The sequence below is a fragment of the Arthrobacter sp. FW306-1B-G06A genome (genome assembly GCF_058781765.1).
The window spans coordinates 28,537-45,850 of record NZ_JBYSXB010000002.1 but is presented as its reverse complement, the minus strand read 5'-3'; the positions used below and the strand labels follow the sequence as shown (position 1 = coordinate 45,850).

Below are 17,314 nucleotides of genomic sequence, written 5' to 3'. Positions count from 1 at the left end.
AGTTCCATGACTGATATCCGACCCGAGGACGAAGTAGTCCGGATCTGCCAGGAACTCATCCGCATAGACACCTCGAACTTCGGTGACGATTCCGGTCCTGGCGAACGCGCCGCAGCGGAATACACGGCGGCGCTTATTAATGAAGTTGGATTGGACGCGGAAATCTTCGAGTCGGCTCCGGGCCGGGCCAATGTTGTCACGCGCATGGCCGGGGAGGACCCCTCGGCCGGCGCCCTGGTGGTGCACGGCCACCTCGACGTGGTTCCGGCGCTCAAGGACCAGTGGTCCGTGGATCCCTTCAGCGGCGAACTCAAGGATGGACTCATCTGGGGACGCGGCGCCGTGGACATGAAGGACATGGACGCCATGATCCTCGCGGTCATGCGTGACTTCGCCCGGACGGGACGCAAGCCCAAGCGCGACATCATCTTTGCCTTCTTCGCCGACGAGGAAGCCGGGGGCAACCACGGCGCGCGCTACGCCGTCGAGCATCGCAGGGAACTCTTCGACGGCGCAACGGAAGCGATCTCCGAGGTAGGTGGGTTCTCGGCCACCATCGGGGGCCAGCGCACCTACCTGCTGCAGACCGCGGAGAAGGGACTTTCCTGGCTGCGCCTTGTGGCGCACGGCCGTGCCGGGCACGGCTCGCAAATCAACACCGACAACGCGATCACCCGCCTGGCCGGGGCAGTCACGAGGATCGGCGAATACCCCTGGCCGATTGAGCTGACCCCCACTACCCGTCAGTTCCTCGACGGCGTGACGGAACTGACCGGCGTCGAGTTCGATCCGGACAATCCCGAGGCCCTGCTGAAGGAACTCGGCACCGTCGCCCGCTTCGTCGGAGCCACCCTTCAAAACACCTCGAACCCCACGCTGCTGAGCTCCGGATACAAGCACAACGTCATCCCCGAATCGGCCGAAGCGCTGGTGGACTGCCGCACGCTCCCCGGTCAGCAGGAGATGGTCTTCGAAACCGTCAAGAAACTCGCCGGAGACGGCGTGGAGGTCAGCTACGTCAACAAAGACGTGTCCCTGGAAGTGCCGTTTGCCGGCAACCTGGTCGACGCCATGATCGATGCCTTGCACTCGGAAGACCCCGGCGCCAAAGTGCTGCCCTACACCTTGTCCGGCGGCACCGACAACAAGTCGCTCAGCAAGATCGGCATCACAGGCTACGGATTCGCCCCGTTGATGCTCCCGGAGGAACTCGACTTCACTGGCATGTTCCACGGGGTCGACGAACGCGTTCCTGCCGATTCGCTCAAGTTCGGGTCCAGGGTGCTCAACACCCTGCTCAGCAACTACTAGGGAGAACGCCTTGACCCCCGAAGAGATCCTGCCGGACGAGATGCTCCGTCGCATCCGGGACCGCGCAGCGGGGTACGACCAGAACAACTCGTTCTTCCACGAGGATCTTGAGGAGCTCGCCGCGGCGGGATACCTGAAGATCTTCGTCCCGGAGTCCGACGGCGGACTGGGGCTCGGGCTCGAAGCCGCGGCGGCGCTTCAGCGCCGGCTTGCCACGGCTGCCCCGGCCACGGCGTTGGCCGTCAACATGCACCTTGTCTGGACCGGCGTCGCGCACGTCCTGGCGAGGCGCGGCGACGGCTCCCTCGACTTTGTGCTGAAGGAGTCCGGACACGGCGAGGTCTTTGCCTTCGGGATTTCCGAGCCCGGAAATGACTCCATGCTCTTCGACTCAGGGACCACGGCGGAACCGCAGCTGGACGGCGGGTACAGCTTCACCGGGCGGAAGATCTTCACGAGCTTGTCGCCGGCATGGACCCGCCTCGGCATCTTCGGCAAGGATGGCGGCGCACGGGAGGGGAGTGGTGAGCTGGTTTTCGGCTTTATCCAACGCGACGCACCCGGCCACGAGACACTGAATGACTGGGACACCCTGGGCATGCGGGCAAGCCAATCGAACACCACGCTCCTCCACGGCGCCATGGTGCCGCCGGAACGGATCTTCCGGAAACTGCCCGTAGGACCCAACCAGGATCCGTTGATCTTCGCGATCTTCGCGTGCTTCGAAACGCTGCTTGCCGCGGTCTACACAGGCATCGCGGAGCGGGCGTTCACGCTGGCGGTCGAGGCCGTCAAGCGCCGTACCTCGGCCAAGTACGGGGGCCGAAGCTTTTCGCAGGACCCGGACATCCGCTGGAAGATTGCCCACGCCGCCATGGCAATGGATTCCATCCAGCCGCATTTGGCGTCGGTGGCCCGTGACGTGGATGCCCTGGTCGATCACGGGTCGCAGTGGTTTCCCAAGTTCGTGGGGCTCAAAGTGCGGGCCACGGAGAACGCCCGGACCATCGTGGACGTGGCGATACGAGTTTCGGGAGGCTCCAGCTACTTCCGGGGCTCCGAACTCGAACGGCTGTACCGCGATGTGCTGGCCGGGATCTTCCATCCCTCCAATGAGGAATCCGCGCACACCACAGTTGCCAACGCGTGGCTTGGTCCGCTCGAAAGCTGAAACACTCGAACGCTGGAGCGGGGACCCTGAAATAACGGCCGTGCTGCTTACACGGTGCGCTGTACGTTGAGTACTCTGCGGCGCAGCCAGAACCGGCGACCGCCGCCGATATAGAGGATGCTCCGCTCCAGTTCCCACTTGCCGTATTCGGAGTGCTCCACGAGCCGACGCCGCGCCTCGGGCAAGGAATCGTCAGGGCTGACGGTCAGTACGAGGTACTCGTACTGCCTTGCGTAGTCCCGCTGACGCTCCACTGAACTGCTCAGAAATTGTTCTCTCATCCCTCTCCATTTTCGTCTTTTTCGGGCTAACGTGAAGTCATGAGCATCGATCCGCGTGTCGCGCTTCAGTCATTGACAGCAGCCTTGGAAGAGCACCTGATTGCCGCTTCCGCCCGCCGGGGCGAAGGAGATCCCACTGTGGAGGCAGCGTTTTTCGCCGTTGCAGATGCCTTTGAGGTATATGAGGACTCACTATACGAGGCCTACTCGGAAGTCACACCACTTCAGGTGTTCGACGACGATGAAGAAGATGACGACGAGGACAACAATGAACTCCTCGACGAAGACGAGCTGGAGATCCTCGACCAGTAAGCCCGATCAGTAATGCCCGAGTTTCAGTTGAGTCAGATCGCTGAAACGTCTTCCAGTGCCCTCGAAATTTCGGCGGGAAGAGGCGAAAGCTGCGCATCGAGCAGTTCCTTGAGCTGGACCGCATTGCGTGCGCCCACTATGGCGGTGGATACCCCAGGGCGCGAGAGCAGCCAGCTCAGGGAAACATCGACGGCGGACCGTCCCAAGCCGCGCGCAGCCATGGCTGCCGCTTCGACGATCCGCGCTCCCCGCGCATCGAGGTACTTCTCGACGTAGCCGCTGAGGCGGCCTTCAGCCGCCCGTGATTCGGACGGAATCTGTCCGCGGTATTTGCCGCTGAGCACTCCGCGGCCGAGGGGCCCCCACGCCATGAGGCCGAGGCCGGCGTCCTCGATGGCAGGCACCAGTTCGTCTTCGGGCTTCCTGTGCAGGAGCGAGTATTCGGATTGGTTGGCCACCAGGGTGAATCCCGCGATCGCCGCAGCCTTGGCGGTCTGCCAGCCGTTGTAGTTGGAGATGCCGACGTACCGTGCGCGGCCCGAGCGCAACGCGAGGTCCAGCGCGGAAAGGGTTTCCTCCAGCGGTACGTTTCCGTCCCAAGCGTGCGCGAACCAGATGTCCACGTAGTCGGTTCCCAAGCGGGCGAGGCTGGCATCGAGAGCGGATAGCATGGATCCGCGGGACGCATCGACGCTGCGCCGGCCGTCCGACGTCGAGACGCCCGCTTTCGTGGAGAGGACAACCTCCGAACGCGCCACAACGTCACCCAGCATGGAACCCAGCAGGGCTTCGGCCCGTCCACCGGCGTAGGAAGCGGCGGTATCGATCATGGTGCCGCCGGCAGCGATGAACGTATGGAGCAGTTCCCGTGCATCCTGTTCGTCCGTTTCTTCCGCCCAGGACATAGTGCCCAGGGAAAGGGTGGACACCCGAAACCCGCTGTTGCCGACGTAACGCTGCTGCATAGCTGATAGCTTACGGGGAGATCGGGTAGATCATGACGTAGGGTCTATTCACGTGAACTGGATAGAAGCAGCCTTCCTTGGCCTCGTGCAGGGCCTGACAGAATTCCTTCCGATTTCTTCAAGCGCACACCTGCGAATTGTCGGCTCGTTCCTGCCCAATGCGGCGGATCCCGGAGCTGCTTTCACGGCCATTACCCAGCTAGGCACCGAGACGGCCGTCATCGTTTTCTTTTGGCGCGACATCGTCAGGATTGTGGGCGCCTGGTTCGGATCGCTGCGGGGGAAAGTCTCCAGGGATGATCCCGACGCGCGGATGGGCTGGTTGGTCATCCTCGGCAGCGTGCCTATCATCGTGCTCGGCCTGCTCTTCCAGGACCAGATCGAATCCGTCCTGCGCAGCCTGTGGATCGTCGCCACGATGCTCATCGTCTTTGGCATGATCCTCGCGGTGGCCGACGCCGTGGGCAAGCAGGAACGCGAGCTGAGCCAATTGACCTTCAAGCACGGCATCCTTTACGGGCTGGCCCAGGCCATGGCTCTCATCCCGGGCGTCTCCCGCTCCGGCGGAACCATCACGGCCGGCCTCTTGATGGGGTACACGCGTGAAGCCGCCGCACGGTATTCGTTCCTGCTTGCCATACCCGCTGTCTTCGGCAGCGGCCTGTACCAGCTGTACAAGGTGGTCTCGAAGGAAGGAATCACCGGACCCTTCGGCCTTCCGGAAACAGCCTTGGCCACCGTCATCGCCTTCGTGGTGGGCTTCATCATCATTGGCTGGTTCCTGAAATTCATTTCCACCCACAGCTACCGTGCCTTTGTGTGGTACCGCATTCTTCTGGGACTAGCCCTCTATGTATTGCTCGGTTTCAATGTCATCAGCGCCTAGCACTATGGTTGAGGCTGTGAAATCGTGGATCTCCCGCCCTGTGCCTGAACTACCCGGCAGCATGCCCCCGTTGAGGCTGTTCGACACCGCCCTCGGGTCCCTCGTGGAGGTCGAGCCACGTGCGGAGCAATCCATGTACGTCTGCGGCATCACGCCGTACGACGCCACCCACATGGGCCACGCCGCCAGCTACGTCGCCTTCGACCTGCTCAACCGGGCATGGCGGGACAGCGGCCAGCGCGTTGCGTACGTCCAGAACGTCACCGACGTCGACGATCCGCTCCTGGAGCGGGCCACCGCCACCGGCGTTGACTGGCGGGAGTTGGCGGCGAGCCAGATTGAGCTTTTCCAGACCGACATGGACGCCCTCAATGTGCTGGCCCCGAATTACTACATCGGAGCCGTCGAAGCGATCCCGATGATCGTTCCGGCTATCGAGAAATTGATCGCGGACGAGCTCGCCTACCGTGTGCACGGCACGGGTGGCGAACCCGACGGCGACGTCTACTACGACGTCGAGGCAGCCGGCAAGGCGTCGGATAGCCCGGACGCGTGGACCCTCGGGGACATTTCGGGGCTCGGCGAAGTGGAAATGCTCGAGCTTTTCGCCGAGCGCGGCGGCGATCCCGGCCGCTCCGGCAAGCGGAATCCCCTTGATCCCCTGCTATGGCGCGTTGCCCGCGACGGCGAGCCGAGCTGGCCGGGCGCAAGCCTCGGTGACGGACGTCCCGGCTGGCACATCGAATGTACGGTCATCGCGCAGAAGTACCTGCCGGAACCGTTCACCGTGCAGGGCGGCGGATCTGACCTCGTTTTCCCGCACCACGAAATGGGCGCCGGACACGCGTATTCGCTAAGCGGCATTCCCCTGGCACGCCACTACGCCCATGCTGGAATGGTGGGCCTGGACGGTGAAAAGATGAGCAAGTCCAAGGGCAACCTGGTGCTGGTGTCCAAGCTCCGTGCAGCAGGCGAAGAGCCCGCCGCAATCCGCCTGGCGATCCTGGCCAACCACTACCGCTCGGATTGGTCCTGGACCGATGAAGGCTTCGCCCAGGCCAAGGAACGCCTCAACACGTGGCGGGCCGCCCGGGACATCGCTCCCGAGGGAACAGCGGCGGAATTGCTGACGCGGATGCGTGCCGAGCTGGCCAACGACCTGAATGCTCCCGGCGCGGTCGCCGCCGTCGATGCCTGGGCCGCGGCGGCTCTCAGTAATCCGTCTACCGCTAATCCGAGTGCACTGGATTCCGCCCTGGTGAGCGACGCGATCAACGGATTGCTCGGCGTCGAGCTTTAAGCAACGCGGGGTCACTTACGGCCCATAATGTCCCCTTGGACGGGCCGTAAGTGACCCCGCGTTGGGTTAGGGCTTGTCCTTGCCCCTGCGTTTGAGATAGCGCTCGAACTCGCGGGCGATGGATTCGCCACTGGCCTCCGGCAGGTCGGCCGTGTCCTTGGCCTCCTCGAGCTGCCGCACGTAGGCGGCGATTTCGGGGTCTTCGGTGGCCAGTTCGTCCACGCCCCGCTCCCAGGCCTCGGATTCCTCGTTGAGGGCGTGGGTGTCCAGCGGCACCTGGAGCAGGTCCTCGATCCTGTTCAAGATGGCCAGTTGCGCCTTGGGGGAGGGCGGTTGGGCGACATAGTGCGGCACGGCCGCCCACAGCGACACCGTGGGCAAGCCCGCGAGCAGCGCGAATTCCGCCAGCACGCCCACAATGCCTACCGGACCCTCGTACTGCGAAGCCTCCAGGTTCAACCGCTGCCGCAATCCGCTGTCGTCCGAGGTGGTGCTCACGGGGATCGGGCGGCTGTGCGGGACATCGGCCAGAAGGGCGCCGATCAACACCACATAGTCGACCTTGAGCGTTTCAGCGTGGACCAGAAGCTCGGCCGTGTAGGCACGCCAGCGGTAGGACGGCTCGGTGCCGAGCACGAACACCACATCGACGTTGCTGTCCGGGACGCTGGCCTTGTACAAGCGCGTGGAAGGCCACTTCACTTTGCGCGTCCCGGCGGCCGTGCGTCGCACAGTCGGCCTGGTGAACTGGAAGTCGTAATAGTCGTCGGCATCAACGGATGCCACTTTCTTTCCTTGCCACAACTTGTTCAAGTAGTGCAGGGAATCGCTGGCCGCCTCACCGGCGTCGTTCCAACCTTCGAAAGCCGCGAGCATCACGGTGATGCGCTGACCTTCGGCTACAGGCTGGAGAAGGCGCTCAGGCTCCGGTGAAGTGGCCTGTCCGTCAGGGGCTCCGTCCAAACTGTTCATTCACTCACCCTACGTCCAACACCGCCACCGATGCATGGCGTGCGGGGACCGGCGTGGCCATACTTCGCCCCGGGCGTAGAGCGGCAATCGCCCTGCCTCCTTCCACGTAGACTTTAGGCATGCTTGCTTCAGCCACCCAGCCCTTTGTAAAAGCCGAGCTCAAAGCCGCGCTATGGGACATGGATGGCACCCTGGTGGACACCGAGCCGTATTGGATTGCCGCAGAGCGCACCCTCGTGGAGTCCTACGGAGGCGCCTGGAGCCATGAACAAGCCATGCAGCTCGTAGGGCAATCGCTCATGCACTCGGCCGGCATTCTCCAAAAGGCTGGAGTGAACCTGGAGAAGCGGGAGATCGTTGACTCCTTGAGCGCCCAGGTCATCGACCGCCTCCGCGTCGAGGTGCCGTGGCGGCCCGGTGCCAAGGAGCTGCTGGACGAGCTGTATCAATCGGGCGTCCGCTGCGCCCTCGTGACGATGTCCGAAGGCCCGATGGCGCGGGAAGTCGTCGCCAACCTCCCCAAGCCCTACTTCGAGTTCCTCATCACGGGGGACACCGTCAGCCGAGGAAAACCCCACCCCGAGGCTTACCTCGCCGCCGTCGAGCGGCTCCGGGACACGGATCCTGCGCTGACCGTGGATCACTGCGTCGCCCTCGAGGATTCCGTGCCGGGCGTTGCGTCCGCGATCGCCTCCGGGGTGGTCACGGTGGGAATTCCGCACCAAATGGCTTTGCCCGAGGATGCCCGCCGGGCAACCTGGGACACCCTGCAGGGACGGAAGGTCTCCGACCTTGAGGCGCTTGTCGCCGCCCGCGCTTCCGCCACCATGCCCGCTGCGGCATTCCTTGGACAGGCAAACTAAGTGAGCACTCCCCGGAACGGTGGCCACAGCACACGCAGCAGCAGGAAGGACGGGATTCCGCTCGGCCGCATCGCGGGAATCCCCGTGTACCTTGCGTACTCCTGGTTCATCATCGCCGCGTTCACGGTGATCGCGGTTGGCCCGGTCGTATTCGTGCAGCACCCCTCCCTGGGAAACGGAGCGTACTTCGTTGCCTTTGCCTATGCGGTGCTCCTCGCCCTTTCCGTGCTGGTCCACGAACTCGCCCATGCCTTGAGCGCCAAGGCGTTCAACTGGCCCACGGAGAAGATCGTGTTGAATCTGTGGGGCGGCCACACCCAGTTCGAGAGCTTCATTTCGTCTCCTGGCCGCTCGGTGCTTGTGGCCTTGGCAGGACCCGCCGCCAACTTTGTCCTCGCTGCAGCCGCCTGGCCGCTGGTGGTGGCCCACGTCTTCGGCGGGGTGGCGGAGGAATTGGCCAACAGCTTCATGTGGGCCAATCTGTTGATCGGCATTTTCAATGTGCTCCCGGGTCTGCCCCTTGACGGAGGGCGGTTGGTGGAATCCGCGGTATGGAAAGTGACGGGAAGCCAGGAAAAGGGGACAGTGGCGGCTGGCTGGGCCGGAAGGATCGTCGTCATCGTCCTGGTTGTTGGGTTCATAGCCCCGCCGCTGCTTAGCGGGAGCCCGATTAATTTCACTTATATGCTCATCACCCTCCTTGTCTGCAGCTTCCTGTGGATGGGCGCCTCGGGCGCGATCAAGCAGGCCACGCTCCGTGGACGCCTCCCCTCGGTGAGTGCCGCCGCCTTGGCCGAACCCGCCGTCGGAATTCCGAACTCGGCCACGGTCGCCGAAGTCCTGCGCGTGGCACCCTACGGCACGCCCGCCGTCGTGATCTGCGGACCGGATGGCCGGCCACAGGGTCTGGTAGATCCGGCTGCGACTGCAGCCGTGCCGGCCTCCGAGGTATCCACGACCTTCGTGACCGCGGTTTCCACCCCGCTCGCCGACGGTGCCTACGTCCCCTGGACGTCCAGCGGCCAGGAACTGATCCAGTATTTGGCGCAGCTCAGCGGCGCCGAATACGCGGTCGTGGACGAACGCGGCACGGTCATGGGCCTTCTGCGTCAGCAGGCGGTAGTGACAGCCATTACAGGTAAAGTAGCCCGACGGAGCGGACGCCCGTAGGACCTTCCCGGTAGAGTTACCTGCCGGTCGTGAAATAACCCGGCCGGCAGTGCGCATCACTAAGCAGTAACTGCGGCAACAAATGACGGCCCAGCCGTACAGGAGCGAGGAAACACCCATGAGCAGCGAAACCGCCGCCAACTACACGGCCACCGGCGCCGCCGACACCGCCATTCAGCCGACTGGTGCGGCCCGGCGCCGAGGGCCCTTCCGTGTGGGCGAGCGGGTTCAACTCACGGACGAACGCGGCCGGATGAACACCATCACCCTGGAGGAAGGCGGCGCTTTCCATACGCACCGCGGCTTCCTGAACCACGACGAAATCATAGGCCAGGTTGACGGTTCAGTGGTGGCCAACAACATCGGCCAGCAGTACCAGACCCTCCGTCCCTTGCTCTCGGACTTCGTGTTGTCCATGCCCCGCGGTGCCGCAGTGGTGTACCCCAAGGATGCCGGCCAGATCGTCACCATGGCCGATATCTTCCCGGGGGCCCGCGTTGTGGAGGCCGGCGTTGGTTCCGGCGCCCTTTCGATCTCCCTGCTTCGAGCAGTCGGCGACAACGGGTACCTCCACTCCTTCGAGCGTCGCGAAGAATTCGCCGACATTGCCCGCGGCAACGTGGAAACCATTTTCGGCGGTCCGCACCCGGCCTGGAAGATCTCTCTTGGCGACTTCCAGGAGGAAGTCGTCCGCTCCGAAGGGCCCGGATCCGTGGACCGCGTGGTGCTGGACATGCTCGCTCCGTGGGAATGCCTCGACGCCGTAGCCACCGTTTTGGCCCCGGGCGGCGTGTGGATCAACTACGTGGCCACCGTGACCCAGCTCTCCCGTACCGCTGAAGCGATCCGCGCCGACGGCCGGTTCACGGAACCGGACGCCTGGGAGTCCATGGTGCGCGGCTGGCACCTTGAGGGCCTCGCTGTCCGTCCCGACCACCGCATGGTGGCCCACACGGGCTTCCTTTTGGTGACGCGTCGCCTCGCCGACGGCGTGACCGGGATCTCCGTCAAACGGCGACCGTCCAAGACCGAGTTCAGCGAAGAGGACCTGAATGCCTGGACTCCGGGGGCGGTAGGAGAGCGTGCGGTTTCCGACAAGAAACTGCGCCGGGCCGCACGGGATGCGATTGCCGGCACCAACGTCAAGGACGACCCCACACCCGCCCCCTAGGGAAAGATCACAAACTGGTCCGCATTCCGGATGTCACAGGTTACCCAACGCTTTTGAGGGCTAAGGTCTATTTATAGAAAGCGGGAAGGAGCGGATGCTTCGTGGATACGTCGAACAATGACTTCGGGCGAACAACGCCGGAGGAGCCATCGAACAAGGCTGTGACTGAAGGAAAAGCGGGACACGGGGGTGGGGCAATCCAACCGGTGGACGACTCCGCGGAACTCACTGTCGCGGAACGCCAGATAAACATCCTTCGAGACAAACTGCGCCATATCGACCGTCAGCTTGCCGCCGCCACCCAGAACAACACCAAGCTCGTGACCATGCTGGAGACGGCGAAGGCCGAAATCCTGCGACTCAAAGGCGCCCTCGAGCAGGACGGTCAACCACCGTACAGCTTCGGGACCATCCTGCAGATCAATCCAAGGCGCCAGCCGACGGCAGGCAGCACCGGCCAGGCGGCCACCGAGGAATCGGTCGACATCTTCAATGCCGGCCGCAAGATGCGCGTGGGCGTCAGCCCGCTCGTGAACATCAACCAGCTGGCCGTTGGGCAGGAAGTCCTCCTCAATGAGGCCCTCCTCGTGGTGACAGGCCTGGGCTACGAACGGGCAGGCGAACTTGTCACGCTCAAGGAAATGCTGGGCACGGACCGCGCCCTCGTCGTGGGCAGGGCCGATGAAGAGCGGGTAGTCAGGCTCTCAGGCGCATTGCAGAAGGTGCACCTGCGCGTCGGCGATGCTTTGTCGCTCGATTCCCGCACGGGCTACGCACTGGAGAAGGTACCCCGGGCAGAGGTCGAAAACCTGGTCCTCGAGGAAGTCCCGGATATTACGTACGAGGACATCGGCGGCCTGGGCCCTCAAATCGAACAGATCCGCGACGCGGTGGAACTGCCGTTCCTGCACCCGGACCTGTACCGCGAACACGGTCTCAAAGCCCCCAAGGGCATCCTGCTTTACGGCCCTCCGGGTTGCGGCAAGACGCTGATCGCGAAGGCCGTTGCCAACTCGCTCGCCGCCCGCGCCTCCGAACGGGCCGGCAACGTAGACCTGAAGAGCTATTTCCTGAACATCAAGGGGCCTGAACTCCTTGACAAATACGTCGGTGAAACAGAGCGGCACATCCGCCTGATCTTTGCGCGTGCCCGGGAGAAGGCCTCCGATGGCAGCCCCGTGGTGGTGTTCTTCGACGAAATGGACTCGCTGTTCCGCACCCGCGGCACCGGGGTGTCCTCCGACGTCGAAACAACCATCGTCCCGCAGCTCCTGAGCGAGATCGACGGCGTCGAACGCCTGGACAACGTCATCGTGATCGGTGCCTCGAACCGTGAAGACATGATCGATCCGGCTATTCTTCGTCCCGGGCGGCTTGACGTGAAGGTCAAGATCCAGCGGCCCGACGCCGAGGCAGCCGCCGACATTTTCGCCAAGTACATCACCACCGACCTTCCATTCCACGCGACGGATCTGGCAGAGCATGGCGGCGACGTCCAGGCCACCGTCGACGCCATTATCCAGCGCACCGTTGAAGCCATGTATTCGACGGAGAAGTCCAACGAGTATCTCGAAGTCACCTACGCCAACGGCGATACCGAGATGCTCTATTTCAAGGACTTCAACTCCGGCGCGGTTGTCCAGAACGTCGTGGACCGGGCCAAGAAGTACGCCATCAAGGACCTCCTGCTAACCCAGCAGAAAGGCCTGCGGATCGACCACTTCCTGCGCGCCGTCGTCGACGAATTCCGCGAACACGAGGACATGCCCAACACCACCAACCCGGACGACTGGGCACGCATCTCGGGCAAGAAGGGCGAACGCATCACCTACATCCGCACCATCGTCCAGGGCAAGGCCGGCCAGGAGCCCGGGAAGTCGATCGAAACGACTCCCAACACCGGCCAGTACCTGTGACGGCCCGGCCGGAAGGCCTGCCTTCGGACAAGCTTCCCGTGGGCGGGGCCATGCGGGTCATGGGTTCGGAAACTGAATACGGCATCCATGCGCCCTCCGCTCCGGGGGCGAACGCCACGATGATGTCCGCGCGGATCATCCAGGCCTACGCCAACCTCACGCGACAGCGGGCGGCCGGCGGGGCCGAGACCCGCTGGGACTATACGGACGAAGAGCCCCTGCATGACGCACGCGGTTGGACGGTGGAGCGCAGTGCCGCCGACCCCAGCCAGCTGACGGACAGGCCCCCCGTGCTCGACGCCGAGGCAGTCGCCTTGGCGTACGGGCGCCAAGAGCTCGAAGCCGACGGCGGCGACGAGTCAGGCTCGTTGCTGATGAACATGGTCCTCGGCAACGGGGCGCGCCTGTACGTGGACCATGCCCATCCGGAATATTCGAGTCCGGAGGTCACGAATCCCCGGGACATCGTCGCGTGGGACGCGGCCGGCGACCTCGTCGCCCTGGCCACGGTTCGGAAAGTCGCCGCGGATCCGGATCTGCCGGCCATCAACCTCTACAAGAACAACACCGACAACAAATCTGTGTCCTACGGTTCCCACGAAAACTACCTCATGCCACGGTCGGTACCTTTCGGGGACATCGTCCGCGGCCTGACGCCTTTCTTCGTCACGCGCCAGGTCATCTGTGGTGCCGGACGGCTCGGCAAGGGCCAGGACGGTTCAACCGCCGGATTCCAGATCAGTCAGCGTGCGGATTTCTTTGAGGCCGAGGTGGGACTGGAAACCACCATCAGGCGCCCGATCATCAATACCCGGGATGAACCGCATGCGACGGCGGACAAATACCGGCGCCTGCATGTCATCATCGGCGACGCCAACCTGAGCCAGGTGTCGAACTACTTGAAGTTCGGCACCACGGCTTTGGTCCTGAGCCTCATCGAAGCCGGCCAGGCTCCGAAGATCGAGGTGCATGAGCCGGTGGCCGGCCTCCAGGCAATCAGCCACGACACCTCCCTGACTGCCACGGTCAGGCTTCTTGACGGACGGCGCGTCACAGCGCTCGATATCCAGTGGATGTACTACGAGGCAGCGGCCAAACTTGGACAGGAAACCGGGGTTTCTGATTCCTTCAGCGGAGACGGCCACACCCGGGATGTCCTGGAACGGTGGGAGTCGACGCTGGGGCTCTTGGGGACCAACCCCGCCGGTGCCGCGTCATCGGTCGAATGGCTCGCCAAAATGTCCTTGCTGGATGGTTATCGGAACCGTGACGGCCTGGAATGGAACGATGCCCGCCTGGGCCTCGTCGATTTGCAATGGTCCGACGTGAGGCCGGAAAAGGGCCTCTATTACCGGATGCTTTCCCGCGACCGCATGCAGACAATCGTGGACGAAGCCGCCATCAGCCGCGCTGTCGTCGAACCGCCGCCGGACACGCGCGCGTTTTTCCGCGGGAAGTGTGTTTCCAGCTTCGGCAAGGACGTGGTCGGTGCCAGTTGGGATTCGGTCATCTTCGACGTTCCCGGCATTGGAAAACTGCAGCGCGTGCCCACCCGGGAACCCCTCCGCGGCACGGAAGCACTCACCGGACAACTGTTTCGGAAACACGACACGGCGGGCGCATTCCTCCGCGAATTGCTCGGCCTGGACCCGGCCCCGCCTGCCTGAACAAGCAGCCGGCTAAAGGGCGTCAAACGGGCCCTTAAAACCGCAGCGTGGCGGCCCGCCCCGTGGCAGTATGGCATTACAGGAAGTCCCCGTTGCCGGGGATGGACAGAATGGAGAAGGAAATGGCAGCTCAGGAGCAGCAGCAACCGCAGTCGCGGGACGTCGAGGTAGAGACCGACGCCCCCGAGGCGCCGCCCGCAGCGCCGGAGGCCCAGGCCTCGGTAGCGACGCAGGGCGTGGACGATCTCCTCGACGAAATCGACGGCGTGCTTGAATCGAACGCCGAAGAGTTCGTCAGGGCATTTGTGCAAAAGGGCGGCCAATAGCCAGCCGCCAGCTAAGCCAAGGGCCCGGCCGGCGCGAGGCCGCCGGGCATCGGATGTCAGAGTCGAAGGAGCGCAGCAATGCAGGATCCATCAACCGGCCACCCGGCCACCCAAGCAACGTCTTCGTTCATAGAGCATCTGCAACGCTCCAGGCCTGAACTCCTCCCCTTTAATCAAGCGCTGCCCGCGGGACAGATTCCCCCCGTGCCCCATGCCACAACGATCGTCGCCCTCAGTTACCCCGGTGGCGTCCTGATGGCGGGGGACCGGCGTGCCACGATGGGCAATGTGATCGCCAGCAGGCACATCGAGAAGGTCTTCCCGGCCGACGAATACTCCGTCCTGGGAATTGCCGGGACCGCGGGCCTGGCCATCGACATCACGCGGTTGTTCCAAGTGGAACTGGAACACTACGAAAAGATCGAGGGCACTCTGCTGAGCCTGGACGGCAAAGCCAACAGGCTTGGCGCCATGATCCGGGGAAACCTGCCGATGGCCATGCAAGGCCTCGCGGTGATCCCGCTCTTCGCGGGCTTCGACCAGGCAGCCGGCGTGGGACGGCTTTTCTCCTACGATGTCACCGGGGGACGGTACGAGGAATTGGAGCACCATTCGGTCGGCTCGGGTTCGGTCTTCGCACGCGGCGCCCTGAAGAAGCTGTGGCGGCCGAACCTCACCGAAGACGAGGCTGTCGCCGTCGCGGTTGAAGCCCTCTACGACGCCGCCGACGACGACTCCGCCACGGGCGGTCCGGACCCGGTCCGGCAGCTCTGGCCGGTGGTCTACACGGTCAACCGTGCAGGTGCCCGCAGGGTGTCGGAACGGGAGCTGGCAGCGATCGCCGGCGCGATCGTTGAATCGCGCGCAGTCGCCGGACGGGAGGCCTGAGATGACCCAGCAGTTTTATGTTTCGCCCGAACAACTGATGAAGGACCGCGCGGACTTCGCGCGGAAGGGCATCGCCCGCGGCCGGTCCGTCGTCGTGATCAGTTGCGCTGACGGCATCGCGCTGGTGGCTGAAAACCCTTCGCCGTCGCTCCACAAGATCGGTGAGATCTACGACAAGATCGCCTTCGCAGCCGTGGGGAAGTACAACGAGTTTGAGAGTCTTCGGCAAGCCGGTGTCCGCTACGCCGACGTCCGCGGCTATTCATACGATCGCGAGGACGTCACCGCACGCGGTCTGGCCAGCGTCTACGCGCAGAGCCTTGGCGCCGTCTTCACTGCGGAACAAAAACCTTTCGAAGTCGAACTGGCGGTGGCAGAGGTCGGGCACACGCAGGCCGAGGACCACCTCTATCGGCTGACTTTCGACGGCTCGATTGCCGACGAGAACGGTTTTGTGGTGATGGGCGGCTTGGCCGAGCAAGTAGCCGAGACGGTGGGCCGCGGTTGGAAGGCTGACCTCAGCCTGGCCGGGGCGCTTCGATTGGCCGTCAAGGCGCTGGCCACGGACAAGGAAGTGGACGCGCTTCCCGGGACGGCAGTCGAAGCCGCGGTGTTGGACCGGAGTCCGGAAAGCGGGCGCGGATCCCGGAGGGCATTCCGGCGGCTCAGGGCTGACGAAATCACGCAACTGCTGGCAGGGGAGGCCTGAGATGGACAAGAGGATATTCGGGATCGAAACGGAGTTCGGTATTTCGTACTCGAGCCCCGACTCACGGCCGTTGGCTCCCGAGGAAGTGGCCAGGTACCTCTTTCGCAAAGTAGTGAGCTGGGGACGCTCCTCAAACGTCTTCCTCACGAATGGCTCGCGCTTGTACTTGGATGTCGGCTCGCACCCGGAGTACGCCACCGCGGAATGCGACGACCTCGCGCAGCTGATCGCCCACGACAGGGCGGGGGAGCTCATCCTCGATGACCTCGTTGATGAAGCACAGGCCCGGCTTGCGGCGGAGGGATTCAACGGAACGGTCTACCTGTTCAAGAACAACACCGATTCCGCCGGCAATTCCTACGGCAGCCACGAAAACTACCTGATTCCGCGGCGGGGCGAGTTCTCGCGGCTCGCGGAGATCCTCATTCCCTTCCTCGTCACGCGTCAGCTGATCGCAGGTGCGGGCAAGGTCCTGAAGACGCCCCACGGGGCCACGTTCGCGTTCTCCCAGCGTGCCGACCACATTTGGGAAGGCGTGTCTTCGGCGACGACGAGATCCCGCCCCATCATCAACACCCGTGACGAGCCGCACGCCGATGCCGAGTTCTTCCGCCGTCTGCACGTGATCGTCGGCGATTCCAACATGTCCGAGACCACCGCGCTCTTGAAGGTGGGAACGGTGGATCTGCTCCTGCGCATGATTGAGGCCGGAGTGATCATGCGGGACATGCGGATGGAGAACCCCATCCGAAGCATCCGGGAAATCTCCCATGATCTCAGCGGTAAGGCCTTGGTTCGCCTGGCCAACGGCAGGCAACTGACGGCCCTGGACATCCAGCGGGAGTACCTTGCAAAGGTCACCGCTTTTGTCGCATCGAATGGAGCCCACAATCCGCACGTGCCGCTCATCCTGGATCTTTGGGAGCGGACGCTGGACGCGATCGATAGCGGCGATACCAGCGGAATAGACACGGAAGTGGACTGGGCCATCAAGAAGAAGCTGATGGATGGGTACATGCGCCGCCATGGAATCGGCCTGGACTCCCCGCGGATCGCGCAATTGGACCTGACGTATCACGACATCTCACGCAAGCGCGGGCTCTTCTTCCTGCTCCAGTCCCGCGGCGCGGCGCGGCGTCTGGTTGCCGACACGGATATCAAGGATGCAGTGGATGCGCCGCCGCAGACCACCCGGGCAAAACTCCGCGGCGACTTCGTCCGGCGCGCCCAGGAACTCGGCCGTGACTACACCGTGGATTGGGTCCATCTGAAGTTGAACGACCGCGCGCACCAGACGATTTTGTGCAAGGATCCCTTCCGCAGCGTCGACGAAAGAGTAGATGCCCTCCTGGACTCGATGAGCTGACTCCCAGCTTCACCCGCTACTCTGGAGGTTGGCCTTTTAA

Annotated in this window: 17 protein-coding genes; 14 read left to right on the top strand and 3 right to left on the bottom strand. The window is 63.7% G+C overall.

From position 1 onward, the window contains the following. The first annotated feature begins 6 nt into the window (after nt 1-6). Together AC3WJM_RS01230 and AC3WJM_RS01225 are read left to right on the top strand one after the other, a co-directional pair. Nucleotides 7-1,311, top strand: coding sequence for a M20/M25/M40 family metallo-hydrolase (locus AC3WJM_RS01230; protein WP_059389243.1), 1,305 nt, complete (start codon nt 7-9; stop codon nt 1,309-1,311). Between the two features lie 10 nt (nt 1,312-1,321). After that, the gene (locus AC3WJM_RS01225) at nt 1,322-2,482 is read left to right on the top strand and encodes an acyl-CoA dehydrogenase family protein (protein WP_492271036.1); all 1,161 of its coding nucleotides are present in this window, start codon (nt 1,322-1,324) and stop codon (nt 2,480-2,482) included. A gap of 47 nt (nt 2,483-2,529) precedes the next feature. Here the strand turns inward: AC3WJM_RS01225 and AC3WJM_RS01220 are convergent, their stop codons facing one another. Next, nucleotides 2,530-2,763: a DUF5703 family protein gene (locus AC3WJM_RS01220; protein ID WP_059389241.1), complete on the bottom strand. Its 234-nt coding sequence runs from the start codon at nt 2,761-2,763 to the stop codon at nt 2,530-2,532. A gap of 39 nt (nt 2,764-2,802) precedes the next feature. Here AC3WJM_RS01220 and AC3WJM_RS01215 point away from each other — a divergent pair, with 39 nt between their 5' ends. Continuing rightward, the gene (locus tag AC3WJM_RS01215; RefSeq protein ID WP_059389240.1) at nt 2,803-3,075 is read left to right on the top strand and encodes a hypothetical protein; all 273 of its coding nucleotides are present in this window, start codon (nt 2,803-2,805) and stop codon (nt 3,073-3,075) included. A 32-nt stretch (nt 3,076-3,107) separates the two neighbouring features. Here the strand turns inward: AC3WJM_RS01215 and AC3WJM_RS01210 are convergent, their stop codons facing one another. After that, complete coding sequence (locus AC3WJM_RS01210; protein ID WP_306959680.1) at nt 3,108-4,040, bottom strand: aldo/keto reductase; 933 nt, start codon at nt 4,038-4,040, stop codon at nt 3,108-3,110. A 52-nt stretch (nt 4,041-4,092) separates the two neighbouring features. Here AC3WJM_RS01210 and AC3WJM_RS01205 point away from each other — a divergent pair, with 52 nt between their 5' ends. Together AC3WJM_RS01205 and mshC are read left to right on the top strand one after the other, a co-directional pair. Further along, nucleotides 4,093-4,926 carry an undecaprenyl-diphosphate phosphatase gene (locus AC3WJM_RS01205; RefSeq protein ID WP_492271035.1) on the top strand — a complete coding sequence of 278 codons (834 nt, stop codon included), beginning with the start codon at nt 4,093-4,095 and terminating at the stop codon, nt 4,924-4,926. Nucleotides 4,927-4,942: 16 nt separating this feature from the next. Continuing rightward, entirely contained in the window at nt 4,943-6,226 is a 1,284-nt protein-coding gene (gene mshC / locus AC3WJM_RS01200) for a cysteine--1-D-myo-inosityl 2-amino-2-deoxy-alpha-D-glucopyranoside ligase (RefSeq protein WP_284988177.1), read from the top strand. Between the two features lie 66 nt (nt 6,227-6,292). Here mshC and AC3WJM_RS01195 read toward each other — a convergent pair whose 3' ends face one another. Continuing rightward, complete coding sequence (locus AC3WJM_RS01195; RefSeq protein WP_284755619.1) at nt 6,293-7,198, bottom strand: PAC2 family protein; 906 nt, start codon at nt 7,196-7,198, stop codon at nt 6,293-6,295. Nucleotides 7,199-7,317: 119 nt separating this feature from the next. Here AC3WJM_RS01195 and AC3WJM_RS01190 point away from each other — a divergent pair, with 119 nt between their 5' ends. The 9 genes from AC3WJM_RS01190 to pafA all read left to right on the top strand — a co-directional run bounded on the left by AC3WJM_RS01190 (nt 7,318) and on the right by pafA (nt 17,274). Next, the gene (locus AC3WJM_RS01190; RefSeq protein WP_492271034.1) at nt 7,318-8,061 is read left to right on the top strand and encodes an HAD family hydrolase; all 744 of its coding nucleotides are present in this window, start codon (nt 7,318-7,320) and stop codon (nt 8,059-8,061) included. Beyond that, nucleotides 8,062-9,231 (top strand): site-2 protease family protein, encoded by a 1,170-nt coding sequence (locus tag AC3WJM_RS01185; RefSeq protein ID WP_306959685.1) that lies wholly within the window; start codon nt 8,062-8,064, stop codon nt 9,229-9,231. Nucleotides 9,232-9,349: 118 nt separating this feature from the next. Beyond that, nucleotides 9,350-10,402: a tRNA (adenine-N1)-methyltransferase gene (locus AC3WJM_RS01180; RefSeq protein WP_284988174.1), complete on the top strand. Its 1,053-nt coding sequence runs from the start codon at nt 9,350-9,352 to the stop codon at nt 10,400-10,402. Between the two features lie 101 nt (nt 10,403-10,503). Then, nucleotides 10,504-12,318 carry a proteasome ATPase gene (gene arc, locus AC3WJM_RS01175; RefSeq protein ID WP_084784542.1) on the top strand — a complete coding sequence of 605 codons (1,815 nt, stop codon included), beginning with the start codon at nt 10,504-10,506 and terminating at the stop codon, nt 12,316-12,318. 50 nt (nt 12,319-12,368) lie between these two features. Beyond that, the gene (dop, locus tag AC3WJM_RS01170; protein ID WP_306960223.1) at nt 12,369-13,985 is read left to right on the top strand and encodes a depupylase/deamidase Dop; all 1,617 of its coding nucleotides are present in this window, start codon (nt 12,369-12,371) and stop codon (nt 13,983-13,985) included. 122 nt (nt 13,986-14,107) lie between these two features. Next, nucleotides 14,108-14,311, top strand: coding sequence for a ubiquitin-like protein Pup (locus AC3WJM_RS01165; RefSeq protein WP_059389233.1), 204 nt, complete (start codon nt 14,108-14,110; stop codon nt 14,309-14,311). A 78-nt stretch (nt 14,312-14,389) separates the two neighbouring features. Further along, nucleotides 14,390-15,199 (top strand): proteasome subunit beta, encoded by an 810-nt coding sequence (gene prcB, locus AC3WJM_RS01160; RefSeq protein ID WP_492271033.1) that lies wholly within the window; start codon nt 14,390-14,392, stop codon nt 15,197-15,199. A 1-nt stretch (nt 15,200) separates the two neighbouring features. Next, nucleotides 15,201-15,908, top strand: a complete 708-nt coding sequence (gene prcA / locus AC3WJM_RS01155; RefSeq protein ID WP_284988172.1) for a proteasome subunit alpha — start codon at nt 15,201-15,203, stop codon at nt 15,906-15,908. 1 nt (nt 15,909) lies between these two features. After that, nucleotides 15,910-17,274 (top strand): Pup--protein ligase, encoded by a 1,365-nt coding sequence (gene pafA / locus AC3WJM_RS01150; RefSeq protein ID WP_284988171.1) that lies wholly within the window; start codon nt 15,910-15,912, stop codon nt 17,272-17,274. Nucleotides 17,275-17,314: the final 40 nt, after the last annotated feature.